The 24421-nt window shown below is 71.0% G+C and carries 23 protein-coding genes and 1 tRNA gene; 1 reads left to right on the top strand and 23 read right to left on the bottom strand.

Features of this window, described 5'->3' with window-relative positions; all coding sequences use genetic code 11:
• Positions 1–10: 10 nt before the first annotated feature.
• Complete coding sequence (locus tag AB0P29_RS00235; RefSeq protein WP_363377601.1) at positions 11–634, bottom strand: response regulator; 624 nt, start codon at positions 632–634, stop codon at positions 11–13.
• A 57-nt stretch (positions 635–691) separates the two neighbouring features.
• Here AB0P29_RS00235 and AB0P29_RS00230 point away from each other — a divergent pair.
• Positions 692–777 (top strand) — tRNA-Leu (locus AB0P29_RS00230).
• Positions 778–826: 49 nt separating this feature from the next.
• Here the strand turns inward: AB0P29_RS00230 and AB0P29_RS00225 are convergent.
• The 22 genes from AB0P29_RS00225 to AB0P29_RS00120 form a co-directional block, all read right to left on the bottom strand.
• The gene (locus tag AB0P29_RS00225) at positions 827–1093 is read right to left on the bottom strand and encodes a GlsB/YeaQ/YmgE family stress response membrane protein (RefSeq protein WP_363377599.1); all 267 of its coding nucleotides are present in this window, start codon (positions 1091–1093) and stop codon (positions 827–829) included.
• A 148-nt stretch (positions 1094–1241) separates the two neighbouring features.
• Complete coding sequence (gene pyk, locus AB0P29_RS00220) at positions 1242–2690, bottom strand: pyruvate kinase (protein WP_253034447.1); 1449 nt, start codon at positions 2688–2690, stop codon at positions 1242–1244.
• A gap of 49 nt (positions 2691–2739) precedes the next feature.
• Positions 2740–4206 carry a glutamate synthase subunit beta gene (locus AB0P29_RS00215; protein WP_363377597.1) on the bottom strand — a complete coding sequence of 489 codons (1467 nt, stop codon included), beginning with the start codon at positions 4204–4206 and terminating at the stop codon, positions 2740–2742.
• Positions 4199–8803, bottom strand: coding sequence for a glutamate synthase large subunit (gltB, locus tag AB0P29_RS00210; protein WP_363377595.1), 4605 nt, complete (start codon positions 8801–8803; stop codon positions 4199–4201). Before gltB ends, AB0P29_RS00215 begins: the two co-directional genes overlap by 8 nt.
• Before the next feature lie 53 nt (positions 8804–8856).
• Positions 8857–9828 (bottom strand): prolipoprotein diacylglyceryl transferase, encoded by a 972-nt coding sequence (gene lgt / locus AB0P29_RS00205; protein WP_253034450.1) that lies wholly within the window; start codon positions 9826–9828, stop codon positions 8857–8859.
• 10 nt (positions 9829–9838) lie between these two features.
• A complete protein-coding gene (gene trpA, locus AB0P29_RS00200; RefSeq protein ID WP_217531885.1) occupies positions 9839–10639 on the bottom strand; it encodes a tryptophan synthase subunit alpha in 801 nt (266 codons plus the stop codon).
• The gene (gene trpB, locus AB0P29_RS00195; protein ID WP_363377592.1) at positions 10636–11895 is read right to left on the bottom strand and encodes a tryptophan synthase subunit beta; all 1260 of its coding nucleotides are present in this window, start codon (positions 11893–11895) and stop codon (positions 10636–10638) included. Before trpB ends, trpA begins: the two co-directional genes overlap by 4 nt.
• On the bottom strand, positions 11892–12668 hold the full coding sequence (gene trpC / locus AB0P29_RS00190) for an indole-3-glycerol phosphate synthase TrpC (RefSeq protein ID WP_217531889.1): 777 nt from the start codon (positions 12666–12668) through the stop codon (positions 11892–11894). Before trpC ends, trpB begins: the two co-directional genes overlap by 4 nt.
• Before the next feature lies 1 nt (position 12669).
• Entirely contained in the window at positions 12670–12897 is a 228-nt protein-coding gene (locus AB0P29_RS00185; RefSeq protein ID WP_217531891.1) for a DUF6704 family protein, read from the bottom strand.
• Positions 12898–12983: 86 nt separating this feature from the next.
• Complete coding sequence (locus tag AB0P29_RS00180; protein WP_217531893.1) at positions 12984–13574, bottom strand: Trp biosynthesis-associated membrane protein; 591 nt, start codon at positions 13572–13574, stop codon at positions 12984–12986.
• Positions 13571–13930: a phosphoribosyl-AMP cyclohydrolase gene (gene hisI / locus AB0P29_RS00175; protein ID WP_064002052.1), complete on the bottom strand. Its 360-nt coding sequence runs from the start codon at positions 13928–13930 to the stop codon at positions 13571–13573. Before hisI ends, AB0P29_RS00180 begins: the two co-directional genes overlap by 4 nt.
• Positions 13927–14691, bottom strand: a complete 765-nt coding sequence (gene hisF / locus AB0P29_RS00170; RefSeq protein ID WP_064002053.1) for an imidazole glycerol phosphate synthase subunit HisF — start codon at positions 14689–14691, stop codon at positions 13927–13929. The genes hisI and hisF overlap by 4 nt, the downstream gene beginning before the upstream one ends.
• Before the next feature lies 1 nt (position 14692).
• Positions 14693–15535 carry an ATP phosphoribosyltransferase gene (gene hisG, locus AB0P29_RS00165; RefSeq protein WP_217531897.1) on the bottom strand — a complete coding sequence of 281 codons (843 nt, stop codon included), beginning with the start codon at positions 15533–15535 and terminating at the stop codon, positions 14693–14695.
• 45 nt (positions 15536–15580) lie between these two features.
• On the bottom strand, positions 15581–15844 hold the full coding sequence (locus AB0P29_RS00160; RefSeq protein ID WP_064002055.1) for a phosphoribosyl-ATP diphosphatase: 264 nt from the start codon (positions 15842–15844) through the stop codon (positions 15581–15583).
• A 52-nt stretch (positions 15845–15896) separates the two neighbouring features.
• On the bottom strand, positions 15897–16580 hold the full coding sequence (rpe, locus tag AB0P29_RS00155) for a ribulose-phosphate 3-epimerase (RefSeq protein ID WP_363377588.1): 684 nt from the start codon (positions 16578–16580) through the stop codon (positions 15897–15899).
• A 32-nt stretch (positions 16581–16612) separates the two neighbouring features.
• Positions 16613–17965, bottom strand: a complete 1353-nt coding sequence (locus AB0P29_RS00150; protein WP_363377586.1) for a transcription antitermination factor NusB — start codon at positions 17963–17965, stop codon at positions 16613–16615.
• Positions 17962–18894 (bottom strand): methionyl-tRNA formyltransferase, encoded by a 933-nt coding sequence (gene fmt / locus AB0P29_RS00145; protein WP_253034454.1) that lies wholly within the window; start codon positions 18892–18894, stop codon positions 17962–17964. Before fmt ends, AB0P29_RS00150 begins: the two co-directional genes overlap by 4 nt.
• Positions 18895–18902: 8 nt before the next feature.
• The gene (locus AB0P29_RS00140; protein ID WP_311283747.1) at positions 18903–20852 is read right to left on the bottom strand and encodes a primosomal protein N'; all 1950 of its coding nucleotides are present in this window, start codon (positions 20850–20852) and stop codon (positions 18903–18905) included.
• A gap of 4 nt (positions 20853–20856) precedes the next feature.
• Complete coding sequence (gene metK, locus AB0P29_RS00135) at positions 20857–22050, bottom strand: methionine adenosyltransferase (RefSeq protein WP_311862116.1); 1194 nt, start codon at positions 22048–22050, stop codon at positions 20857–20859.
• Positions 22051–22166: 116 nt separating this feature from the next.
• On the bottom strand, positions 22167–22421 hold the full coding sequence (gene rpoZ / locus AB0P29_RS00130) for a DNA-directed RNA polymerase subunit omega (protein ID WP_064002061.1): 255 nt from the start codon (positions 22419–22421) through the stop codon (positions 22167–22169).
• Positions 22422–22529: 108 nt separating this feature from the next.
• Positions 22530–23069, bottom strand: coding sequence for a CoA-binding protein (locus AB0P29_RS00125; protein ID WP_363377583.1), 540 nt, complete (start codon positions 23067–23069; stop codon positions 22530–22532).
• Positions 23066–24403: an O-acetylhomoserine aminocarboxypropyltransferase/cysteine synthase family protein gene (locus tag AB0P29_RS00120; protein WP_363377581.1), complete on the bottom strand. Its 1338-nt coding sequence runs from the start codon at positions 24401–24403 to the stop codon at positions 23066–23068. Before AB0P29_RS00120 ends, AB0P29_RS00125 begins: the two co-directional genes overlap by 4 nt.
• Positions 24404–24421 lie beyond the last annotated feature (18 nt).

Raw genomic sequence — 24421 nt, 5'->3', positions numbered from 1 at the left:
GGCGACCGCGTCAGGACTTCTTGGGCGCGAGCTGCTCGATGATCGCCTTCGCGACGTCCTGCATGGTCAGTCGGCGGTCCATCGACGCCTTCTGGATCCAGCGGAAGGCCTCGGGCTCGGACAGGCCCATCTTCTCGTTGAGCAGGCCCTTGGCGCGGTCGACGAGCTTGCGGGTCTCGAAGCGCTCGACCATGTCGGCGACCTCGGCCTCGAGCGTGATGATCTGCTCGTAGCGTGCGAGGGCGATCTCGATGGCCGGCAGGAGGTCGTTCGGGGTGAACGGCTTCACGACGTACGCGAGGGCGCCCGCCTCGCTCGCCCGCTCGACGAGCTCCTTCTGGCTGAAGGCCGTGAGCAGGACCACGGGAGCGACGTGGTTCTTGCTGAGCTTCTCCGCCGCGCTGATCCCGTCGAGGATCGGCATCTTCACGTCCATGATGACGAGGTCGGGACGCAGCTCGGTGGCCAGCTGGACGGCGGTCTCACCGTCGCCCGCCTCGCCGACGACGTCGAAGCCGCTGTCACGCAGGATCTCGACGATGTCGAGGCGGATCAGCGACTCGTCCTCCGCGACGACGACGCGTCGGGGAGCCGGGGCAGCCTGGGGGGCGATGGAGGGTTCCTGCTCAGTCACCCGTCCATCCTAGGCCAGGGCGACCCGTCATCCTGCGGTATCGTCGTTGAGGCTCGCGCCGGTGTGGCGGAATGGCAGACGCGACCGACTCAAACTCGGTTGCCCGAAAGGGCGTGTGGGTTCGACTCCCACCACCGGCACCACAGCGGAACGGCGCCCCCGCAGGGGCGCCGTTCCGTGTTCTCCGCGTCGTCAGCTGGTCCGACGACGGCCGACGATCAGGCCGTAGATCAGCAGGACGATGAGCGAGCCGCCGATGGCGAGCAGCCACGTCTGAATGCTGAAGAACTCTTCAAGGGGCGCGTTGAACAGCACGCTGCCCAGCCACCCTCCCAAGAGCGCTCCGACGACGCCCAGGATGAGCGTGACGAACCAGCCCCCGCCCTGCTTGCCCGGAAGGATCAGCTTGGCGATGGCGCCGGCGATGAGCCCCAGGATCAGAAAACCGAAGAATCCCATGATGACCTCCTGTGATCGGGTGGTGACTACCTGCCGCCCGACCCTACGCCCGCCGGAACCTCCGGCCGGAGGCCTTCCGCCGCGGCATCCCGAGTGCTAGAAAGCGGGCAGTCCCGAAGGACTGGCCGCTTCCGACGACCGTGAGGCGTCAGCTCTCCGCCTTGTAGATCGGTGCCTTGCCGTGGACGGCGTCGCCGATCTTGTGGATGCGGATGTCGTTGGTAGCCCCGATGATCCCGGGAGGGGAACCGGAGATGACCACGACCTTGTCGCCCTCCTCGAGGAGACCGCGCGAGAGGAAGTAGTCGTCGACCTGCAGGAACATGAGGTCCGTGTGGGCCACATGCTCGACGAGGGCCGACTGGATGCCCCACGTGATCGCCATACGGCGACGGATCGCCGGGTCGATCGCGAACGCCAGCATCGGGATGCCGGGGCGCAACCGCGACATGCGGCGGGCGGTGTCTCCCGACTCAGTGAACAGGCAGATGAACTTCGCCTCGACGAACTCGGCCACCTCGTTGGCAGCGAGGGTGATGATGCCACCCTGCGTGCGGGGCTTGGCCGTCAGCGGCGGGATGCGCTCGAGCCCGTGGGTCTCGGTGGCATCGATGATGCGCGCCATCGTCTCGACGACGCCGACGGGGTGCTTGCCGACGCTCGTCTCGCCCGAGAGCATGACGGCGTCCGCACCGTCGAGGACGGCGTTGGCGACGTCGCTCGTCTCGGCGCGGGTGGGGACGGGGTTCTCGATCATTGTCTCGAGCATCTGCGTCGCGACGATGACGGGCTTGGCCATGCGACGGCAGAGCTCGACCGCGCGCTTCTGCACGATGGGCACCGCCTCGAGCGGCAGCTCGACGCCGAGGTCGCCGCGGGCGACCATGATGCCGTCGAAGGCGTCGATGATCTCCTCGAGCGCGTCGACCGCCTGGGGCTTCTCGATCTTGGCGATGACGGGGACCTTGCGGCCTTCCTCCGCCATGATCTCGTGCACCCGCGTCACGTCGGCGGCGTTGCGCACGAACGAGAGCGCGATGATGTCGGCACCGGCCTGGAGACCCCAGCGGAGGTCGGCCTCGTCCTTCTCGGAGAGGGCGGGGACGTTGACGGCGACACCGGGCAGGTTGATGCCCTTGTTGTTGGACACGTAGCCGGCGACGATCACCTCGGTCGTGACGACGGGGCCTTCGACACCGGTGACCTGGACGCGGACCTTGCCGTCGTCGATCAGGAGGAAGTCGCCCTTCTTCACGTCGTCGGGCAGACCCTTGAAGGTCGTTCCGACGATCTCCTTCGTGCCGGCGATGTCCTCGGTCGTGATCTTGAAGACGTCGCCCACGGCGAGGAAGTGGGGGCCTTCGGCGAAGCGACCGAGACGGATCTTCGGTCCCTGAAGGTCCACGAGGACGGCGACGGCACGGCCGGCGTCGTCCGACGCCTTCCGGACGTTGGCCAGTCGGGCGTCGTGGTCGGCGTAGTCGCCGTGGCTGAGGTTGAAGCGGGTCACGTCCACACCGGCGTCGATGATCGCGCGGACCATCTCATAGCTCTCGGTGGCGGGACCCAGCGTGGCGACGATCTTCGCGCGTCTCACAGAAATAGCTCCGTCGGGTAGTGATTCGGGATCTGGGATCGGTTACAGCCTAGGCGTGCGGGAGACCGATCGCGACGTCGGTCGGACGGACCGGCGCCGGGAGGCTGGTCGATCCCATGAGGTACTCGTCGACAGCCGAAGCGGCCGCGCGTCCCTCCGCGATCGCCCAGACGATGAGGGACTGGCCGCGCCCGGCATCCCCCGCCACGAACACGCCCGGGGCGGTCGACTGCCAGTCATCGGCACGCTCGACGTTGCCGCGCGTGTCGAACACGGCGCCGAGCTGCTCCTCGAGGGCGGTGCGTTCGGGGCCGGTGAAGCCCATCGCGATGAGGACGAGGTCGGCGGGGATCTCGCGCTCGGTCCCGCTCTTGGGGACGCGGCGGCCGTCGACGAACTCGGTCTCGGCCACGCGCAGGGCGCGCACCTCGCCCGCCTCGTTGCCGAGGAACTCGACCGTCGAGGCGAGGTAGGAGCGTTCGCCGCCCTCTTCGTGCGCCGAGGCGACCTCGAAGATCGTGGGCATCATGGGCCACGGCTGGTGGTCCGGCCGCGACTTCGGCGGCTGCTTGCCGATCGCGAGGTTGGTGACGCTCAGCGCGCCCTGGCGGTGAGCGGTGCCGATGCAGTCCGCACCGGTGTCGCCACCCCCGATGACGACGACGTGCTTGCCCTCGGCGTGGATCTGGTGGGGAACCTGGTCGCCCGCGACGGCCTTGTTGGACTCGACGAGGTACTCCATGGCGAAGTGCACCCCGTCGAGGTCGCGCCCGGGGATCGCCAGGTCGCGCGGAACGGTGGCGCCGGTGGCGACGACGACCGCGTCGTAGCGGGCGCGCAGGTCCGCCCACGACAGGTCCTTGCCGATCTCGACCCCCGCGCGGAAGCGGGTGCCCTCGTCGCGCATCTGACGCAGGCGCGTCTCGAGGTGTCGCTTCTCCATCTTGAAGTCCGGGATGCCGTAGCGCAGCAGACCGCCGATGCGGTCGTCGCGCTCGTACACGGCCACGGTGTGACCGGCACGTGTCAGCTGCTGTGCGGCGGCGAGACCTGCGGGTCCCGATCCGACGACCGCGACCGTCTTGCCGGTGAGGCGCCCGGGGGGCTCCGCCTCGACCCACCCGTTCGCGAACGCCTCGTCGATCGTCGAGACCTCGATCTGCTTGATCGTGACGGCCGGCTGGTTGATGCCGAGCACGCAGGAGCTCTCGCAGGGTGCCGGGCACAGCCGCCCGGTGAACTCCGGGAAGTTGTTCGTGGCGTGCAGCCGCTCGATGGCCGCGCGGCCCTCGCCGCGCCACGTGAGGTCGTTCCACTCCGGGATGAGGTTGCCGAGCGGGCAGCCCTGGTGGCAGAACGGTACGCCGCAGTCCATGCAGCGGCCGGCCTGACGGCGGAGCACGGCCTGGTCGCCCTGCTCGTACACCTCCTTCCAGTCCATGATGCGGACGGGAACGGGCCGGCGCGGCGGCAGCTCGCGCTCGGTGACTTTGAGGAAGCCCTTCGGATCAGCCACCGGTCACCTCCAGGATGCGGGTCCAGACGACGTCGCTGTCGGGGTCGAGCCCCTCGGCGGCCGCCTCCTGGCGGGTTTTCAGAACGGCCGCGTAGTCCCGCGGCAGGACGCGCGTGAAGTTCGCGATCTCGGTGTCGAGATTCGCGAGCAGTCGCTCGGCGAGGTCCGATCCGGTCTCCTCGGCGTGACGGTTCAGCAGGTCGCGGAGGATCTCGACGTCGCCGGCACCCAGCTCGAGCAGCTCGAGTTCGCCGGTCGCGAGCGCCTCGCGGTTGATGAGGGCCCGATCGAGCCGGTAGATGTAGGCCGAACCGCCCGACATGCCCGCACCGAGGTTGCGCCCGGTCGGGCCGAGGATGACGGCGAGTCCCCCGGTCATGTACTCGAGCGCGTGGTCGCCGACACCCTCGACGACCGCGGTCGCGCCGGAGTTGCGGACGAGGAACCGCTCGCCGACGACGCCGCGCAGGAACATCGAGCCCCGCGTCGCGCCGTAGCCGATGACGTTGCCGGCGATGACGTTCTTCGATGCGTCGAAGGTCGCCGCACGCGGCGGCCGGACGACGATCTCGCCGCCGGAGAGTCCCTTGCCGACGTAGTCGTTCGAGTCGCCCTCCAGGCGCAGCGTGATCCCCGACGGGAGGAACGCGCCGAAGGACTGCCCCGCCGACCCGGTCAGGTTGACCTCGATCGTGCCGGAGGGCAGACCGTTCTCGCCGTGCACCTTGGTGACGTGGTGGCCGAGCATCGTGCCGACGGCGCGCTCGGTGTTGCGCACCGGCAGGTCGATCGTCAGGTGGCCGCCGTGCTCGACGACGTCGCGCGCCCGGTCGAGCAGGGCGACGTCGAAGTGCTCTTCGAGCTCGTGCTCCTGCTCCTGCACCCGGCGTCGCGGCGCGTCGTCGGAGAAGGCGGGACCCCGCAGGATGGGCGACAGGTCGAGGCCGTGCGCCTTCCAGTGGTCGACGGCGGGCTGCACGTCGAGGACCTCGGTGTGCCCCACGGCCTCGTCGATCGAGCGGAAACCGAGCTCGGCGAGGTACTCGCGGACCTCCTGGGCGATGAACTCCATGAAGTTGACGACGTGCTCCGCCTTGCCCGTGAAGCGCTTGCGCAGCTCGGGGTTCTGCGTCGCGACACCCACGGGGCAGGTGTCGAGGTGGCAGACGCGCATCATGATGCACCCCTCCACCACGAGCGCACTCGTCGCGAAACCGAACTCCTCGGCGCCCAGGAGCGCGGCGATGAGCACGTCGCGCCCGGTCTTGAGCTGACCGTCGGCCTGCACGACGACGCGGCCGCGCATGTCGTTGATCATCAGCGTCTGCTGCGTCTCGGCGAGACCGAGCTCCCACGGGGTGCCCGCGTGCTTGAGGGAGTTGAGCGGGCTCGCGCCCGTCCCCCCGTCATGGCCGGAGACGAGGATGACGTCGGCCAGCGCCTTCGCGGTGCCGGCCGCGACCGCGCCGATGCCCGACTGGCTCACGAGCTTGACGTGCACCCGCGCGGACGGGTTGGCGCGCTTGAGGTCGAAGATGAGCTGCTTGAGGTCTTCGATCGAGTAGATGTCGTGGTGCGGCGGGGGCGAGATCAGGCCGACGCCCGGGGTGCCGCCGCGCGTGCGGGCGATCCACGGGTACACCTTGCCGGGGGGCAGCTGACCGCCTTCGCCGGGCTTGGCGCCCTGGGCGAGCTTGATCTGGATGTCGTCGGCGTGCGTGAGGTACATGCTCGTGACACCGAAGCGTCCCGACGCGACCTGCTTGATGGAGCTGCGCCGCTCGGGGTCGAGCAGACGATCGACGTCCTCGCCGCCTTCACCCGTGTTGGACTTCGCGCCGAGACGGTTCATCGCGATCGCGAGGGTCTCGTGCGCCTCCTTCGAGATCGAGCCGTAGCTCATCGCGCCCGTCGAGAACCGCTTGACGATCGAGGACACCGGCTCGACCTCGTCGATCGGCACCGCCGGACGCACTCCGGTCTTGAGGCGGAACAGTCCGCGGAGCGTCTTGAGCTCGGCGGCCTGCTCGTCGATCAGGTGGGTGTACTCGCGGAAGATGTCGTACCGACGGGTCCGCGTCGCGTGCTGCAGACGGAAGATCGTATCGGGGTTGAAGAGGTGCGGCGAGCCGTCGCGACGCCACTGGTACTCGCCACCGGTCCACAGCCGCTCGTGCGCACGGGCGGCCTGGTCCGCCGGGTACGCGAACTCGTGACGGGCCAGGTTCTCGCGCGAGATCTCCTCGATCCCGATGCCGCCGAGCTTCGTCTCGGTGCCGGTGAAGTAGGTGTCGACGAACTCCTGCGACAGGCCGACGGCCTCGAAGACCTGCGCTCCCGCGTACGAGGACACCGTCGAGATGCCCATCTTCGACATGATCTTCAGCACGCCCTTGCCGAGCGCGTAGATCAGGTTGCGGACGGCCTTCTCGGGCTCGACACCGGTGATGTAGCCCGCGCGGACGAGGTACTCGACCGTCTCCATCGCGAGGTACGGGTTGACCGCCGACGCGCCGTAGCCGATCAGGGTCGCGACGTGGTGCACCTCGCGGACGTCGCCCGCCTCGACGACGAGACCGACCTTCATGCGGTTCTCGTTGCGGATGAGGTGGTGGTGCACCGACGAGAGCGTCAACAGGGACGGGATCGGAACCAGGTCCGAGGTGGAGTCGCGATCGCTGAGGATGATGAACTCGACGCCGTCGGCGATGGCGGCATCCACTTCGGCGTTGATCTCGTCGAGGCGCGCACGGAGCGAGTCCCCGTCGTCGTCGGCGCGGTAGAGACCGCGGATCGTGATGGAGCGCCGACCGGGGAGGGCGCGGTCGATGTTCTGCAGCTTCGCGAGTTCGTCGTTGTCGATGACCGGGAAGTCGAGCGTGATGACGCGCGTGTGGTCCGGTCCGGATGCCAGGAGGTTCCGCTCGGGACCGAGCCCGAGCCCGAGCGAGGTGACGACCTCTTCGCGGATGGAGTCCAGCGGCGGGTTCGTGACCTGCGCGAACTGCTGCACGAAGTAGTCGAACAGCAGGCGGGGACGCTCGCTGAGGACGGCGATGGGGGTGTCGGAACCCATCGCACCGAGCGGCTCGGCGCCCGTCTGGCCCATCGGCGTCAGGAGGATGCGGACCTCCTCCTCGGTGTAGCCGAAGGTGCGCTGGCGGCGCGTGATCGAGGCGATGGGGTGCACGATGTGCTCGCGCTCGGGGAGGTCTTTGAGGCGCACGCGACCCTCGTCCAACCACTCCTGCCACGGGTGCAGGGTGGCGAGGTCGCGCTTGATCTCCTCGTCCTCCACGATGCGCCCCTGCGCGGTGTCGACGACGAACATGCGTCCGGGCTGCAGACGACCGCGACGCTTGATGCGCTCGGGTTCGAAGTCGAGCACACCGGTCTCACTGCCGATGACGACCAGTCCGTCGGTGGTCTCGGTCCACCGACCCGGACGCAGGCCGTTGCGGTCGAGCGTCGCCCCCACGAGCGAGCCGTCGGTGAAGATGAGGGCCGCCGGGCCGTCCCACTGCTCCATCTGCATCGAGTGGTACTCGTAGAAGGCGCGCAGGTCGGCCGGGATGTCGGCCTGCTTCTCGTAAGCCTCGGGCACCATCATCATGATCGCGTGCGGCAGGCTGCGCCCGGTCAGCGTCAGCAGCTCGAGCACCTCGTCGAACGAGGCCGAGTCGCTCTGGCCCGGGCTGCAGATCGGCAGGAGCGGACGGATGTCGCCGAGCAGCTCGGACTCGAGCTGCGACTGACGCGCCCGCATCCAGTTGCGGTTGCCGTTGACGGTGTTGATCTCACCGTTGTGCGCCAGCATGCGCAGCGGCTGCGCGAGCGGCCACGACGGGAACGTGTTGGTGGAGTACCGCGAGTGGACGACGGCGAGCTCGGTCGCGAACCGCTCGTCCTGCAGGTCCGGGTAGAACGGCTCGAGCTGCAGGGTCGTGACCATGCCCTTGTAGCCGAGGGTGCGGCTCGAGAGCGAGACGAAGTAGGCGTCCAGCTCGTGCTGGGCGCGCTTGCGGAGGCGGTAGGTCCGCCGGTCGAGCGCGATGCCCGACAGCGCCGGCGCGTCGCCGACCGCCGGCCGCGACACGAACAGCTGCTCGAAGGCCGGACGGGCGTGGAACGCCAGCTTGCCGAGGTTCTCGTCGGCCGTCGGCACCACGCGCCAGCCGAGGACGGTGAGGCCCTCGCTCCGCGCGATCGCCTCGATCGCGCTCTTCTGGGCCGCGCGCTCGTCGTGGTCCGTCGGGAGGAACGCGAGACCCGCGGCGTACTCCCCCACGGGCGGCAGGTCGATGTCGACCACCGCGCGCAGGAACGCGTCGGGCATCTGCGTCAGGATGCCGGCGCCGTCACCGGTACCGGCATCCGACCCGATCGCGCCGCGGTGCTCGAGGTTGCGCAGCGCGGTGAGGGCGAGGTCCACGATGTCGTGGCCCGCCTCACCGCGCAGCGTCGCGACCATCGCCAGACCGCAGGCGTCCTTTTCGAACGCCGGGTTGTACATCCCCTGTTTCGCAGGGAACGAACCACCGGCGATGGTCCCGGCCGACCGGGTCGTGGTGTCTTCGTGACGGGAGCTCGAGGGCATGCCTACCGTCCTCACATGGGTGCTCAACCTGGGACGACGTCGGCCCTGCGGTGCTATCGGGTGGTGACTGAGCTTGTGGCCGAGTCGGAGGATTCTTCGGACGCGGGGGGTGCGCTCACGTCGACGAAGTCATCGGTTCCCTGCGAGTGTACCGCGCCCGGAGGCGTCCATTCGCGTCCCGGCTGATACGGCGACGGCTCGAACCCGGGGTGCCGGCGCTTCTGCACGATCATGATGACCAGACCCACGACGACGCCGAGGATCGCGGCCCACACGTTGGTGCGCAGACCGAGGTAGACCTCGCTCGGGTCGATGCGGATGGACTCCCACACGATGCGACCGGCGCAGTACCAGACGAGGTAGAGGCCGAACAGCCGGCCCCACTGCAGACGGAAGCGGCGACCGGCCGCGGCGATGATGATCACACCCATGACGTTCCAGATGACCTCGTAGAGGAAGGTCGGGTGGAAGAGGGTGCCTTCGGGCAGACCCGCCGGCCAGGCCGGGTTCGGGTACCTGATCTCCAGGCCCCACGGCAGGTCGGTGGGCAGGCCGTAGAGCTCCTGGTTGAACCAGTTGCCGAAGCGGCCGAACGCCTGCGCCAGCAGGAGCGCGGGCGCGAGCGCGTCGGCGAAGGTCCAGAAGCGGATGCCGCTCCACTTGCAGCCGAGCCACGCACCCACGGCGCCGCCGATCAGGGCGCCGAAAATGGCGATGCCGCCCTCCCAGATGCGGAAGATCGCCCACAGGTCCTTGTCCTCGCCGAAGTAGAACCCCGGGTGCGTGAGGACGTGGAAGATGCGTGCGCCGATGATGGCCAGCGGCACCGCGAGCAGCGCGATGTCGATGACGACCCACGGCTCCGCGCCGCGCTTGGTCAGACGGCGGTTGGTCCAGAACGTGGCCACCACGATGCCCGCGAGGATGCAGAGGGCGTAGAAGTAAATCGTCAGTGGGCCGAGCTGGAACGAGTTGATCGGCGGGCTGGGGATGCTCGCGACGACGGAGAGGGCTGCAGAAGTCACGACGGCGAGTCTACGCGGTGCCCGGACGCGGACCTGCGCCGCGGGACAGCTCACGGGTCGTCGCGGCGAGGCCGTCCACACCGCCGTCGCGGAGCGCGCGCACGAGCGCGGTGCCCACGATGGCGCCGTCGGCGTAGTCGAGGACACCGTCGACTTGGTCGGCCGTCGAGATGCCGATGCCGACGCAGGCGTTCTCGACGCCGTGCGCACGCAGGCGATCGACGAGGGCGCGGGCCGCGGCATCCAATTCCGTCCGCTCCCCCGTGATGCCCATCGTCGAGACGGTGTACACGAAACCGGTGGAGTGCTCGGCGATCATCCTGATGCGCTCGTCGGTCGAGGACGGTGCCGCGAGGAAGATGCGATCGAGCCCGGTGCGCTCGGACGCGGCGATCCACTCGGCCGCTGCGTCGGGCGTGATGTCGGGGGTGATGAGTCCCGCACCGCCGGCGGCGGCGAGGTCGTCGGCGAACCGGTCCACGCCGTACTGGAACACAGGATTCCAGTACGTCATGACGACGATCGGCACATCGACGCGTTCGGCGATGGCGCGGACGGCCGTGAACGTGTCGCGGAAGCGGAAGCCCGCCGCGAGGGCGGCCTGCGTGGCCTCCTGGATGACGACGCCGTCCATGACGGGGTCGGAGTAAGGCGGGCCGAGCTCGAGGATGTCCGCGCCGTTGTCGGCCAGGGCCACGGCGGCGTCGATGCTCGTCTGCAGGTCGGGGTATCCGATCGGGAGGTAGCCGACGAACGCGCCCCGACCGGATTCCTTCGCGGCGGCGATCGCGGCGGCGACGCGCGAGGTCACAGCTCGACCCCTTCGCCGCTGCCGTGCTCGGGGTCGGCCGGGATCTCGACGGGCTCCTTGTCGGCGTCGTACAGCTCGAACCAGCGCGCGGCGGTGTCCATGTCCTTGTCGCCGCGGCCGGAGAGGTTGACGGCGAGGATCGCGCCCGGACCGAGCTCGCGGCCGATGCGGAGTGCGCCGGCGAGGGCGTGCGCCGATTCGATCGCGGGGATGATGCCCTCGGTGCGGCTCAGCAGGCGCAGCGCCTCCATGGCCTCGGTGTCGGTCGCGGGGATGTACTGCGCGCGGCCGATGCTCGCGAGCCACGCGTGCTCGGGCCCGACGCCCGGGTAGTCGAGGCCGGCGGAGATCGAGTGCGACTCGGTCGTCTGCCCGTCCTCGTCCTGCAGGACGAAGGTCTTCGCACCGTGGAGGATGCCGGGACGGCCGCGTTCGATGGACGCCGCGTGCTTCGGCGTGTCGACGCCGTCACCGGCAGCTTCCACTCCGTACAGCGCGACGCCTTCATCGTCGAGGAACGCGTCGAACATGCCTATCGCGTTCGACCCGCCGCCGACGCACGCGATGACGGCGTCGGGGAGGCGGCCGGTCTCGTCGAGGAGCTGCTGACGCGCCTCCTCGCTGATGACCTTCTGGAAGTCGCGCACCATCGCGGGGAACGGGTGCGGGCCCGCGGCGGTGCCGAAGATGTAGTTGGTCGTCTCGACCGAGGCGACCCAGTCGCGGTACGCCTCGTTGATGGCGTCCTTGAGGGTGCGGGAGCCGGTCGTGACCGGCACGACCTCAGCGCCCAGCAGCCGCATCCGAGCGACGTTGAGGGCCTGGCGCTCGGTGTCGACCTCGCCCATGTAGATCGTGCACTCGAAGCCGAACAGCGCGGCGGCGGTCGCGGTGGCGACGCCGTGCTGGCCGGCGCCGGTCTCGGCGATGACCCGCTTCTTGCCGAGCTTCTGCGTGATGAGCGCCTGACCGATCACGTTGTTGATCTTGTGCGACCCGGTGTGGTTGAGGTCCTCGCGCTTGAGGAAGATGCGTGCGCCGCCGGCGTGCTCGGCGAACCGTGGCACCTCGGTGAGGGCGGAGGGCCGCCCCGCGTAGACGTTCAGCAAGCGGGCGAACTCGGCCGCGAAGGCGGGGTCGGCCTTCGCGTCCTCGTAGACCGCCGTGAGCTCGTCGATCGCCGCGATCAGCGACTCGGGCATGTATCGCCCGCCGAACTCGCCGAAGAAGGGACCGTTCACTGCGCGAAGACTCATGAGCCTGCCTCCAGGAAGGCGGCGAGCGTCGACACGGGGTCGTTCGTGACGAGCGCTTCGCCGATCAGGACGACGTCGGCGCCGGCGCCGCGGTAATGGGCGACGTCGGCGGGTGAGAGCACGGCGGACTCGGCGATCTTGATCACGCCGTCCGGCAGCTCGGGGGCGAGCCGGCCGAAGAGGTCCCGGTCGAGCTCGAAGGTGGAGAGGTTGCGGGCGTTGACACCCACCAGGCGCGCGCCGATGTCGCCCGCGCGCGCGACCTCTTCGGCGGAATGGGTCTCGACGAGCGGCGTCATGCCGAGTTCGACGACGAGGTCGTACAGCTCGGCCAGCACGCGCTGCTCGAGACCCGCCACGATGAGGAGAACGAGGTCGGCGCCGGCGGCGCGGGCCTCGAACACCTGGTACGGCGTCGCGATGAAGTCCTTGCGGAGCACCGGGAGGGTGACGGCTGCCCGCACCGACTCGAGGTCGGCGAGCGAACCCTTGAACTTGCGCCCCTCGGTGAGCACCGAGATCGCGGACGCTCCCCCGATCTCGTAGCGACGCGCCTGCAGCGCGGGATCGGGGATGTCAGCGAGATCACCGCGCGACGGACTCGCGCGCTTGACCTCGGCAATGATCTTGACGCTGTCGGCGGGGGCGAGAGCGGCCAGCGCATCGATGGCGGCAGGCTGCGCGAGCGCGAGCTTCTCCACCACGGCCAGGGGGCGGACGGTCTCCCGCTCCCGTGCATCCTCCACCGCGCCGGCCGTCAGGTCGGCGAGCACGTCAGTGCTGCTTCGAGACGGTCTTGGATCCGCCGACGCCGTAGCCCGCCTTGGTCATGATGTAGCCGACGATGAGGCCGATGACCAGCAGGACGACCGAGAGCCAGACCATGAGCGGCATCTCGAGGAAGAAGAAAACGGTGCCGATCGTCAGGGCGATGAGCATGATGACGACCGTCGTCCATGCCGCCGGGGAGTGTCCGTGGCCGGGGTCCTCGATGCCGCTCATTGTTCTCCTTCGCATGCAGGTTCGGGGCGGCCGGAGCCGCACCACCAGTCTAGCGGGGCGGGCACCCTCCCCCCGCCCCGGACGCGTCAGCTCGTCGGATCCTCACCGCGGGACAGGTCGTCCCAGGAATCGATGCTGTCGCGGGGGCCGGTCCCCGCGGCCCCCGTCGTGCGGTACTTGCGGCCGCCGGCGCTCCACCGGTGGGCGGTCGCGAGGATGAGGACGCCGCCCAGCACGATGAGGACGGATGCCGCGGCCGTCACCCCGGGCCAGGGCGTCGCCGTGATCCCGGACACGATGCCGGAGATACCCTGCGCGCCGCTGAGGCCCGTGGCATCCGTCACCGGCCCTGCGACGGCGTCGATGGGCTGCTCCGCTGCGATGCGGTACGAGCCCCAGCCGAGCCCCGCCCCCAGGCCGATCGCGACGACCGCGAAGACGTAGCGGAGCGCACGCCCGACGATCGTGAGCGCGAGGCCGAGCGCGAGCGCGGCGAGGCTGAGCGGCGCGAGCACCGCCAGCGCGTCGGCGCCGGGGACCGGGACCGCGAGCTGCGAGCCGTCGTTCAAGGTCGCGTTCAGCCAGGTCTGGGTCGACCCGATGATGCCGACCGCGCCGCCGAGGAGGATCGCCAGCACGGCGGACAGCCGCATCCGGCGCGCGGTGGCCTCGGTCACGAGAACTCGCCGATCACGGGGTCGAGGTCGTCGGCGTCGAAGCACGTGCGGTCGCCGGTGTGGCAGGCGGCCCCGACCTGCTCGACGCTCACGAGGAGGGTGTCGCCGTCGCAGTCGAGGCGCACGCCGCGGACGAACTGCGCGTGGCCGGAGGTGTCGCCCTTGCGCCAGTACTCCTGCCGCGACCGGGACCAGAACGTCACGCGACCCTCGGTGAGCGTGCGGCGGAGGGCCTCGGCATCCATCCACCCCAGCATGAGGACCTCGCGCGTGTCGTGCTGCTGCACGATCGCGGGCACGAGGCCGTCGGCGTTGTAGACGACCCGCGCCATGCGTTCGTCGATCGATCCGGTCATCGCCGCACCTCCACACCCGAGGCCGCGAGGGCCTGTTTCACGTCGCCGACGGTCAGCTGGCCGGAGTGGAAGACGGATGCCGCGAGCACCGCGTCGGCGCCGGCCTCGATCGCCGGGGCGAAGTGCGCCGCGTCGCCGGCGCCGCCCGAGGCGATCACGGGCACGGACGAGACCTCGCGCATGAGGGCGACGAGCTCGAGGTCGAAACCGTCCTTCGTACCGTCCGCGTCGATCGAGTTGACGAGGAGCTCGCCCGCACCGCGCTCGATCGCCTCACGCGCCCAGGCGAGCGCGTCGAGGTCGGTCAGGGTGCGTCCGCCGTGGGTCGTGACGGCGAACCCGGAGGCAGTGTGCGGTGCGCGCTTGACGTCGAGCGACAGGACGAGCACCTGCGCGCCGAACCGGTCGGCGATCTCGCCGAGGAGCTCCGGCCGCGCGATGGCCGCCGAGTTCACGCCGACCTTGTCGGCACCGACGCCGAGGAGGCGGGCGACGTCCTCGGCCGAGCGCACGCCGCCGCCGACCGTGAGTGGGATGAAGACCTGCTCGGCGGTGCGCTGCACGACGTCGTAGGTCGTGTCGCGCGCGTCGACGGTCGCGGTGACGTCGAGGAAGGTGATCTCGTCCGCACCCTGCTCGTAGTACCGGCGGGCGAGTTCGACGGGGTCGCCCATCTCGCGCAGGTTCTCGAAGTTGACGCCCTTCACGACCTTGCCGGCGGCCACGTCGAGGCACGGGATGACCCGGCAGACGAGCGACACGTCAGAGCCTCGCGTTGTGGATCGCCGTCACGAGGATCGCGCGGGCGCCGATCTCGTACAGCGCGTCCATGACCTGGTTCACGGTCTTGCGCGGGCTCATGACGCGCACGGCCACCCACTCCGGGTCGCGCAGCGGCGAGATCGTCGGGGACTCGATGCCCGGGGTCAGCGCGACCGCCTGATCGACGAGGTGCGCCGGCAGGTCGTAGTCGATGAGCACGTAGCGGCGGGCGACCATCACGCCGCGCAGGCGCCGCAGCAGCGTCTCGGTGCCGGGCGCCTCGGTCGGGGCGCCGATGAGGACCGCCTCGGACTCGAGCAGGACGGGGCCGAAGATCTCGAGCCCGGCCTGGCGGAGCGTCGTCCCCGTCGAGACGACGTCGGCGACGGCATCCGCCACCCCCAGCTGCACGGCGGACTCGACCGCTCCGTCGAGGGGCACGAGGTCCACAGCCACGCCGTGCTCGTCGAGGTAGCCGTCGACGAGGCCCGGGTAGGCCGTCGCGACACGCAGACCATCGAGGTCGGAGAGCTCGGTGAAGCGTCCCGGAGGACCGGCGAATCGGAACGTCGAGCCGCCGAAGCCGAGCTGCTCGATCTCGCGGGCCCCCGGCATCCGGGCGTCCAGCAGCAGGTCGCGGCCGGTGATCCCGACGTCGAGCGCGCCGGAACCGACGTAGGTCGCGATGTCCTTCGGACGGAGGTAGAAGAACTCGACGTCGTTGACGGGGTCGATGACGTGGAGGTCCTTGGGGTCACGTCGGCCGGTGTACCCGGCTTCGGCGAGCATCCCCGCCGTGGTCTCGGCGAGCATGCCCTTGTTGGGGACGGCGATGCGCAGCATGGAACGTCTTTCGGTGTGAGGTATGCGGACGGCGGGAAGGACCGATCAGAGATGTCGGTACACGTCCTCGAGCGTCAGCCCCTTCGCGAGCATCAGCACCTGCAGGTGGTACAGCAGCTGCGAGATCTCCTCGGCCGTCTCGGCGTCGGACTGGTATTCGGCGGCCATCCAGACCTCGGCCGCCTCTTCGACGATCTTCTTGCCGATCGCGTGGACGCCCCGGTCGAGCTGCGCGACGGTTCCGGATCCCTCGGGACGGGTCTGCGCCGTCTCGGTCAGCTCGGAGAACAGTCCGTCGAAGGTCTTCACACCATCCAGGGTACCGGCACGGCGCCGCGGTCCGGTTCCCGTGACGAGGCCGTCAGTGCCGGTGAGCGGATGCCGCGGCCGACCGGAGGGCGCGGATCGCCGCGCCGGGGTCCTCGGCGCCGAACACCGCGGAGCCCGCCACGAACGTGTCGGCCCCGGCCTCCGCCGCCTGCGCGATGGTCGACTCGCCGATACCGCCGTCGACCTGCAACCAGACCTGCGACCCGCGCCGGCGCGCCTCGTCGGCCAGGCGATGGAGCTTCGGCATCTGGTCGGCCATGAAGCTCTGCCCGCCGAAGCCGGGCTCGACGGTCATCACGAGGATCTGGTCGAACTCGTCGAGCACGTCGAAGAGCTGCTCGACGGGGGTCGCCGGCTTCACGGCGACACCGGCGCGCGCCCCGATGTCACGCAGGCGCCGCGCGAGCGCGACGGGTTCGGCGGCCGCTTCGAGGTGGAAGGTGACGGATGCCGCGCCGATCTCGGCGTAGCCCGGCGCCCACCGGTCGGCGTCGCTGATCATGAGGTGCACGTCGAGCGGCACCGGACTGGTCGCCTGGATGCGCTCGACCATCTGCGGGCCGAACGTCAGGTTGGGGACGAAGTGGTTGTCCATCACATCGACGTGGACGAAGTCCGCCGACGCGATGCGGGCGAGCTCGGCCTGCATGTTCACGAAGTCGGCGGCGAGGATGCTGGGGTTGATGCGTACGTCGGAATGGGCCACGTCAGCCATTATCCCGGCGCCCCGTCGTCTTTCCTGCAGGGTCACGAACGGCGCAGGAGCCAGATCGACATGGCGTCGGTCGCGTGACGGTGCGGCCACAGCTGCGCGCGACCGGAACCGTCGGCCGGTGCGGCGAGATCGATGTCGCCGCCGGAGATCTCACGGAGCACCGCGCGGGCGTCGAGCTGGGTGATCTCGGCGCCGAAACGACGCTCGACCTCGGCCACCACACCCGCCGTCTCGGCCAGGTGCGGGGAGCACGTGACGTAGGCGACGACCCCGCCGGGAGCGAGCGCATCGACCGCCGCGGTGAGGAGCTCGGTCTGCAACTGCGTGAGCTCGGGGACGTCGGCGGGGGCCTTGCGCCACCGCGCCTCGGGGCGCCGACGGAGGGCACCGAGTCCGGTGCACGGCGCGTCGACGAGGATGCGATCGTAGACGCCCCGCCCGGCACGCGAGCGGCCGTCCTCCTCCGACACCGGCACCTCGAGCGGGACCGCGGCGACCGACTGGCGCACCAGTCGCGCGCGTGCCGGGGAGAGCTCGTTCGCCTCGAGCCGGGCGTCGTGCGCGACCGCCTCGGCCGCGAGGACCGCCGTCTTGCCGCCCGGAGCGGCGCACAGGTCGAGCCAGCGCTCGCCCTTGCGGACGGGCAGCGCACGGGACAACGCGAGGGCGGCGAGCTGGGACCCCTCGTCCTGGACGCGCACAGCGCCGCCCGAGGCGCGCACGATGCGATCGGGGTCACCGCCGGCGAGCCGGAAGCCCAGCGGCGAGAACGGCGTGCGATCGGCGTCCGCCGGGATCTCGCCCACGCCCGGGAGGGCCGACAGCGTCACCGTGGGCGCGGCGTTGTCCGCCGCCAGCAGGTCGAGCAGCTCCGCCTCGCGCCCCTCCGCGGCGAGGGCGCGCCGGAAGGCGCGGATGATCCAGACGGGATGGGCAAAGCGCACCGACAGCCGCTCGTCGTCGGAGCGGGCAGCATCCTCGATGCGCGACAGCCACTCCTCCTCGTCCCGCTCGGACACGCGGCGCAGGACGGCGTTCGCGAAACCCGTCGCACGACGTCCGGCGACGCGCCCCACGAGGTCGACCGTCTCGTGGACCGCGGCGTGCGCGGGGACGCGCGTCGCCAGCAGCTGATGCGCCCCCAGCCGCAGCGCGTCCAGGACGGCGGGGTCGATGCCCGAGACCGGGCGTGCCGCGGCGATCTCGATGACCGCGTCGTAGGTGCCCACCCGGCGGAGCGTGCCGTAGGTGAGTTCGGTGGCGAGGGCGGCATCCGCCGTCGACAGACGGGCACGCTCGAGTTCTCGCGGGAGCAGGAGGTTGGCGTAGGCGTCCTCCGCGCCGACCGCGTGGATGACGGTGTACGCGACGTCACGCGCGGTCACGAGGACTCCCCCGGCAGGTCGGCGCGCGGATCGTCGGACCGGAGGCCACGCCACCAGTCCGCGGCGGGCATGGCGCCCTTGCCGGCCGGCTGCACGGTGCGCAGGAGCAGCGTCCCCTCCCCCGTCCCCACGAGCACGTCCCGGCCGACGAGAGCGAGCCGGCCGACCTCGAGGTCGATGTCGGGACCGCGCAGGGCGGCATGGACCTTCACGCGGGCGCCGCCGACGGAGAGGTGCGCGCCGGGTTCGGGGGTCGTCCCGCGGAAGCGGTCGACGACCCGGTCGGCGGGCTGCGTCAGGTCGAGCGCACCGTCCGCCTGCGTGAGCTTGGGCGCGAGCGTCGGCTCCCCCTGCTGCGGGGTCGGGGCGGCGGTGCCGTCATCGATCGCGTCGACGACGCCGGACACCAGCTGAGCACCCGAGACCGCCAGGTCGGCGAGCACGTCACCTGCGGTCGCCCCGCGCGGGACGTCGTAGCGCATCTCGTCGTACACGTCGCCCGCATCCAGGGCCGGGACGAGCTGGAACACGGCGGCGCCCGTCACCCGGTCGCCCGCGATGAGCGCGTGCTGCACCGGCGCGGCGCCGCGCCACTTGGGCAGCAGCGAGAAGTGCAGGTTGATCCATCCGTGCCGGGGCGTCGAGAGCAGGGGCTCCCGCACGAGACCGCCGTACGCGACGATGACACCGAGGTCCGCGCCGAGGGCGGCGATCTCGGCGGTCGCCGCTTCGTCGAGCCGGTCGGCCTTGACGACGGTCAGTCCGAGCTCCTCGGCCGCCACCGCGACCGGGGACGGCGTCAGCACGCGCTTGCGTCCGACGGGGGCGTCGCGACGGGTGACGACGCCGACGATCTCGTGGGACGAAGCCGCGAGGGCGCGGAGCGAGGGGACGGCCGGTTCGGGGGTTCCGGCGAAAACGACGCGCATTCAGGTCCTCACAGATCGAGCTCGGGCACATCGAGCCGAACCCTGAGTGTAGTCCGCGGCCCCGGACCCCGCCGTCGACCGCGGACGGCGTCGGCGACGACCGAGGCCCGCAGCTGCTCGGCCACCGCCCGCCCGTGCGCGTAGTCGACCCGCACCAGCGCACGCGCGCCGTCGTCGGTCGGCACCGGCCCCAGCACGCTGAGGGGACCCAGGCCCGGAACCGCCTCGCGCAGCTCGGCGAGGGCGCGGTCGACGGATGCCGCGGCCCCCTCGACGGCGGCGACCCGGACCGTCGGCGGCATGAGCAGCGGCGCCCGATCGGACAGTTCCGCGCGGGCGTAGGCCGCGTGCGTCCAGGTCGCCAGCGCACGCGCGACCGGACCGGTGACCCCGACGAGGTGGACCGGCGCGCCGGGCGCCGCGAGGGCGGCGGCGTTCGACCACCACCGGAGGCACGACTCGCCGATGCGCAGCTGCTCGGCCATGAGCATCTTGTCGCCATCCAGGAGGATCACCGCGCGGTACCCGCCCTCGGCAGGCGGCTCCGCGCCCCGCGTCGCGATGACGAGGGCGGGACGGGCGTCGACGGACACGACGGGGTGATCGCCGTCGGCGACGACGACCCGGATGCCGGGGAACGCCCGCCCGAGCTCGTCGGCGGTGCGCTCGCTGCCCGACGACGCCATCCGGAACCGCGTCCCCTGGCAGTTCGCGCAGGTCCAGTTCGGCGCCGACCGACCGCACCAGCCGCAGTCCGGGGTGGCTCCCGGTCGGCGCGCGCGGAGCGGCCCCGCGCAGTGCCGACACCGCGCCGGGTGACGGCACTCGGCGCACACGAGCACGGGCGAGTACCCCGGACGGGCGACCTGCACGAGCACCGGACCGTGCTGCAGGGCTTCGCGCGCGGCGGCGAAGGCCGCGGACGGCACGCGGGCGCCCCGGTACTCGGCCTCGTGCGTGGCCGACAGGACGACCCGCGGGCTGACGCGGCGCTGCGCGGGCACCTCGCGCACCCAGCCGAGCTGGACGAGGCGTTCGACGTCCGTCGTCCGGGTGTGACCGGCGAAGACGAGGGCGGAATGCTCCTCCTCCTGCCGCACGAGCGCCGCATCGCGGGCGTGGACCCCGGGACTCAGCGGCTCGGCGAGCAGCGGGTCGCCGTCGTCCCACAGGAGGACCGCACCGACGTCGTGGGCCGGGGCGTAGACGCTCGATCGGTTGCCCACCACGACGCAGGGCGCAGGGCTCAGCATGCGGAGGTAGGTCGCGAAGCGCTCCGGACCCGACCGCCGGGCGTCGTCGCGGACGACGGCGTCCGCCGGCACGAGCGCCGCGAGCGCCTCCAGGACCTGCGACTGGTCGCGGTGGTCCGGCACGACGATGAGCGCGCTCCGGCCGCCGTCCAGGACGAGGGTCGCGAGCGACGCGAGCAGATCCGCCCACGCGCCGCGCAGCTGCCCGGGCGAGGGATGCGGGGGCGCATCCACCGCGAGCCGCTCCCCCGCGAGCACCGCGTCGGCGAGCCCGGGGTACGCCGATGCCACCGCGCGTGCGCGGGTCGCGGCATCCGGGTCCACCGTCGGCGCCGCGGGCGGCTCCGCGGCCACCCACGCCTTCTCGGCGCGCACCATCCGTTTGGGGACAGCCAGACGCAGGATGTCGCTCGCCGAGCCGGCGGCGCGGTCCGCCACGCGTCGGGCGAGCCGGTAGAGCCCGTCGGGGAGGATCGGGACGAGGGAGACGACCGCGGCGACCTCGGACAGCGGTCTCCCGCCCGGCTCGACCTCGGCGCGCTCGATGACCCAGGCCTCGACCACGCGTCCGGCGCTCCGAAGCGGCACCTTCACACGCACGCCCGGGCGGACGTCCTCCCGGAGGGCGCTCGGGACGGCGTAGTCGAAGAGCCGATCGAGCTGCGGCAGCGGCGAGTCGATGAGGACTCGCGCGACGTCGATCACGGGGTCAGAGACCGGCGGCGGCCCGCAACGCGTCGACGCGGTCGGTGCGCTCCCAGGTGAACTCGGGGAGTTCGCGCCCGAAGTGGCCGTACGCGGCGGTCTGCGCGTAGATGGGACGCAGCAGGTCGAGGTCGTCGATGATCGCCTGCGGACGCAGGTCGAACACGTCGCGGATCGCGGCCGTGATCGCCTCGTCGGAGACGTGACCGGTGCCGAACGTCTCGACGTAGAGCCCGACCGGCGCGGCGCGGCCGATGGCGTACGCCACCTGCACCTCGAGACGATCGGCCAGACCCGCCGCGACCGCGTTCTTGGCGACCCAGCGCATCGCGTACGCCGCCGAACGGTCGACCTTGGACGGGTCCTTGCCGCTGAACGCCCCGCCGCCGTGTCGGGCGGCGCCGCCGTAGGTGTCGATGATGATCTTGCGTCCCGTCAGGCCCGCATCGCCCTTCGGACCGCCGACGACGAAGGGGCCGGCCGGGTTGATGACGTACCGGACGTCCGAGACGTCGAGCCCCGTCTGGGCGAGGACGGGGTCGATGACCTCGGCCTGGACCGCCGCGCGGAGCGCCGGCAGCGAGATGTCGGGGTGGTGCTGCGTCGACAGCACCACGGTGTCGACGGTGCGCGGCGTCGTGCCGTCGTACCCGAGGGTCACCTGCGTCTTGCCGTCGGGACGGAGGAAGGGCAGGGCGCCGCTGCGGCGGGCGTCGGTCAGCCGTTCCGCGAGGCGGTGCGCCGTCCAGATCGCGGTCGGCATGTACTGGGGCGTCTCGTTCGTGGCGTAGCCGAACATGATGCCCTGATCGCCCGCCCCGAGCGCGTCGACGGGGTCCACCGAACCGCCTTCGCGGTGCTCGAGCGCGTTGTCGACACCCGCGGCGATGTCGCCGGACTGCTCGCCGATCGAGACCGTCACGCCGCAGGAGTCGCCGTCGAAGCCGGTCTCGGACGAGGTGTAGCCGATGCGATTCACGACACGACGAACGATCCCGGGGATGTCGACGTAGCCGTCGGTGCGCACCTCGCCCGCGACATGGACGAGCCCCGTGGTGACGAGGGTCTCGACGGCGACGCGGCTGCCGGGGTCGACCTCGAGCAGGGCGTCGAGGATGCTGTCGGAGATCTGGTCGCAGATCTTGTCGGGGTGACCTTCGGTCACGGACTCCGACGTGAACAGGCGCAGCGCGGTCATCGGTCCTCCAGAGGGCGGATCGGGGGTGTGGAAACCATCATGCCCGCGGTCCCCGACATGGGGGATTCGCGGGCATGAGGATGACGCCGTGTGGCGCCCGGGTCATGACGTCGAGGTCACTCGGCCGCGCGCAGGCGCAGCTTGTCCTCGTGGATCTCGTGGAGGGCGATCGTGAGGGGCTTGTCCTCGACGTTCGAGTCGACGAGGGGGCCCACGTTGTCGAAGAGGTTGCCCTCGTGGAGGTCCGAGTAGTAGTCGTTGATCTGACGCGCACGCTTGGATGCGTAGATCACGAGCTGGTACTTCGAGTCGACCTTGTCGAGCAGTGCGTCGATGGGCGGGTCGATGATGCCCTGGTCACGGTTGGCCATGGTGGTCCTCCAGGATCGGTGAGGCGAGAAGACTGCACGGACGCGCGTGTGCGCGGCGCGGCATCCCGCCAGTCTACAGGGCGCGCGGTGGTTCCGCCGCGCGGGCGGTCACCGGCTGAGCAGCTGCCGCTTCGAGCTCAGCACCCCGGTGTCGAACCCGGCGAGGTGGAGCCCGCCGTGGAAGCGCGCGTGCTCGATCTTGACGCAGCGGTCCATGACGACCGACAGTCCCGCGTCGGCGGCGATCTTCGCGGCTCCCTCGTGCCACGAGCCGAGCTGCAGCCAGAGGGTCGAGGCGCCGGCATCCACCGCCTCCTGGGCGACGCCCGGCAGGTCGTCGTGCTTTCGGAACACGTCGACGATGTCGGGGGCGACGGGGAGGTCGGCGAGCGAGGCGTACGCGGGCTGCCCGAGGATCTCAGTGGCGCGCGGGTTGACGTAGTACACGTCGTACGGCGAACTCCCCCGCAGGTAAGTCGCGACGAAGTAGCTCGCCCGCGCCGGGTTGTCGGAGGCGCCGACGATGGCGATCGTCTTCGCGCGGCGGAGGATCTCGAACCGCTCCTGCGCTCCGGCCGACGGCCACGTGCGGGGGGCGGAGTGGTGCCCGGGGGGCGTGGGCAGGGCGCACGCATTCGTGTCGCTCATCGGCTGACTCCTGTGGCTCGGGTGAGGGCCTGCTCGAGGTCCCAGATGATGTCCTCGGGGTCTTCGAGACCGACCGAGATGCGGATGAGGTCGGCGGGGACGCCGGCGGCGACGAGCTGTTCGGCGCTCAGCTGCTGGTGCGTCGTCGAGGCGGGGTGGATGACGAGGGTCCGCGCGTCGCCGATGTTGGCCAGGTGCGAGGCGAGCTGCAGCGCGTCGATGACGGCCTCGCCCGCCCGCCGCCCCGCGGCCACCCGCTCCGCCTCGGTCGACGTCTCGTCGCCCGCCTTCACGCCGAACGCGAAGACCGACCCCGGTCCGAGCGGCAGGTACTTCTGCGCCCGTGCGTGGTGCGGATGACCGGGAAGCCCCGCCCACGTCACGAACGAGACGCGGGGGTCGGAGTCCAGCCACTCGGCGACGATGCGCGCATTCGCGAGATGCGCGTCGATGCGCTGCGGCAGGGTCTCGACGCCCTGCAGCAGCAGGAACGCGGAGTGCGGGCTGAGCGCCGCACCGATGTCGCGGAGCTGCTCGGTGCGGAGCTTGGTGAGGAAGCCGTACTCGCCGAAGTTGTCCCACCAGCGGATGCCGCCGTAGGAGGCCACCGGCTCGGTCATCTGCGGGAACTTCCCGTTGCCCCAGTCGAACGTCCCCTTCTCGACGACCACGCCGCCGAGGGTGGTGCCGTGCCCGCCGAGGAACTTGGTGACCGAATGGATGACGATGTCCGCGCCGTGCTCGAGCGGCCGGGCGAGGTAGGGGGTCGCGAGGGTCGAGTCGACGACGAGCGGGATGCCGGCCGCGTGAGCGACCTCGGCGAGCCCCTCGATGTCGGCGATCTCGCCCGACGGGTTGCCGATCGTCTCGACGTAGAGGACCTTCGTCTCGGGCCGGATCGCCGCGGCGTAGTCGGCCGGATCGCTCGAGGCGACGAACGTGGTGTCGACGCCGAAGCGGCGGAGCGTCACGTCGAGCTGCGTGACGGTGCCGCCGTAGAGCTGCGCCGACGCGACGACGTGGTCGCCGACGCCGACCAGGGCGGCGAACGTGATGAACTCCGCACTCATCCCCGACGCCGTCGCGACCGCGCCGATCCCACCCTCGAGCGATGCGAGGCGCTCCTCGAGCGCGGCGACGGTGGGGTTGCCGATGCGGGAGTAGATGTTGCCGTACTTCTGCAGCGCGAACAGGTTCGCGGCATCCGTCGCGTCGTCGAAGACGAACGAGGAGGTCTGGTAGATCGGCACGGCGCGGGCGCCGGTGGCGGCATCCGGGGTCCCTCCAGCGTGAAGGGCGCGGGTGCGGAAGCCGAAGCGGTGTTCGTCGGTCATGTCTTCTCTCTCGGGGTG

Source organism: Microbacterium sp. NPDC080220, from assembly GCF_040686395.1.
Classification (GTDB): domain Bacteria; phylum Actinomycetota; class Actinomycetes; order Actinomycetales; family Microbacteriaceae; genus Microbacterium; species Microbacterium gawkjiense.
This window is presented reverse-complemented; position numbering and strand designations above follow the sequence as displayed.

Excerpts from the sequence above, each read along its gene's own strand:
- metK (WP_311862116.1), bottom strand. The coding sequence starts at position 22,050 with ATGACCGCGCTGCGCCTGTTCACGTCGGAGTCCGTGACCGAAGGTCAC.
- AB0P29_RS00125 (WP_363377583.1), bottom strand. The coding sequence starts at position 23,069 with ATGAGCGACACGAATGCGTGCGCCCTGCCCACGCCCCCCGGGCACCAC.
- hisI (WP_064002052.1), bottom strand. The coding sequence starts at position 13,930 with ATGACCGGATCGATCGACGAACGCATGGCGCGGGTCGTCTACAACGCC.
- AB0P29_RS00120 (WP_363377581.1), bottom strand. The coding sequence starts at position 24,403 with ATGACCGACGAACACCGCTTCGGCTTCCGCACCCGCGCCCTTCACGCT.
- gltB (WP_363377595.1), bottom strand. The coding sequence starts at position 8,803 with ATGCCCTCGAGCTCCCGTCACGAAGACACCACGACCCGGTCGGCCGGG.
- rpoZ (WP_064002061.1), bottom strand. The coding sequence starts at position 22,421 with ATGGCCAACCGTGACCAGGGCATCATCGACCCGCCCATCGACGCACTG.
- hisG (WP_217531897.1), bottom strand. The coding sequence starts at position 15,535 with ATGCTGCGCATCGCCGTCCCCAACAAGGGCATGCTCGCCGAGACCACG.
- AB0P29_RS00185 (WP_217531891.1), bottom strand. The coding sequence starts at position 12,897 with ATGAGCGGCATCGAGGACCCCGGCCACGGACACTCCCCGGCGGCATGG.
- fmt (WP_253034454.1), bottom strand. The coding sequence starts at position 18,894 with ATGCGCGTCGTTTTCGCCGGAACCCCCGAACCGGCCGTCCCCTCGCTC.
- trpB (WP_363377592.1), bottom strand. The coding sequence starts at position 11,895 with ATGAGTCTTCGCGCAGTGAACGGTCCCTTCTTCGGCGAGTTCGGCGGG.
- AB0P29_RS00225 (WP_363377599.1), bottom strand. The coding sequence starts at position 1,093 with ATGGGATTCTTCGGTTTTCTGATCCTGGGGCTCATCGCCGGCGCCATC.
- rpe (WP_363377588.1), bottom strand. The coding sequence starts at position 16,580 with ATGGCTGACGTGGCCCATTCCGACGTACGCATCAACCCCAGCATCCTC.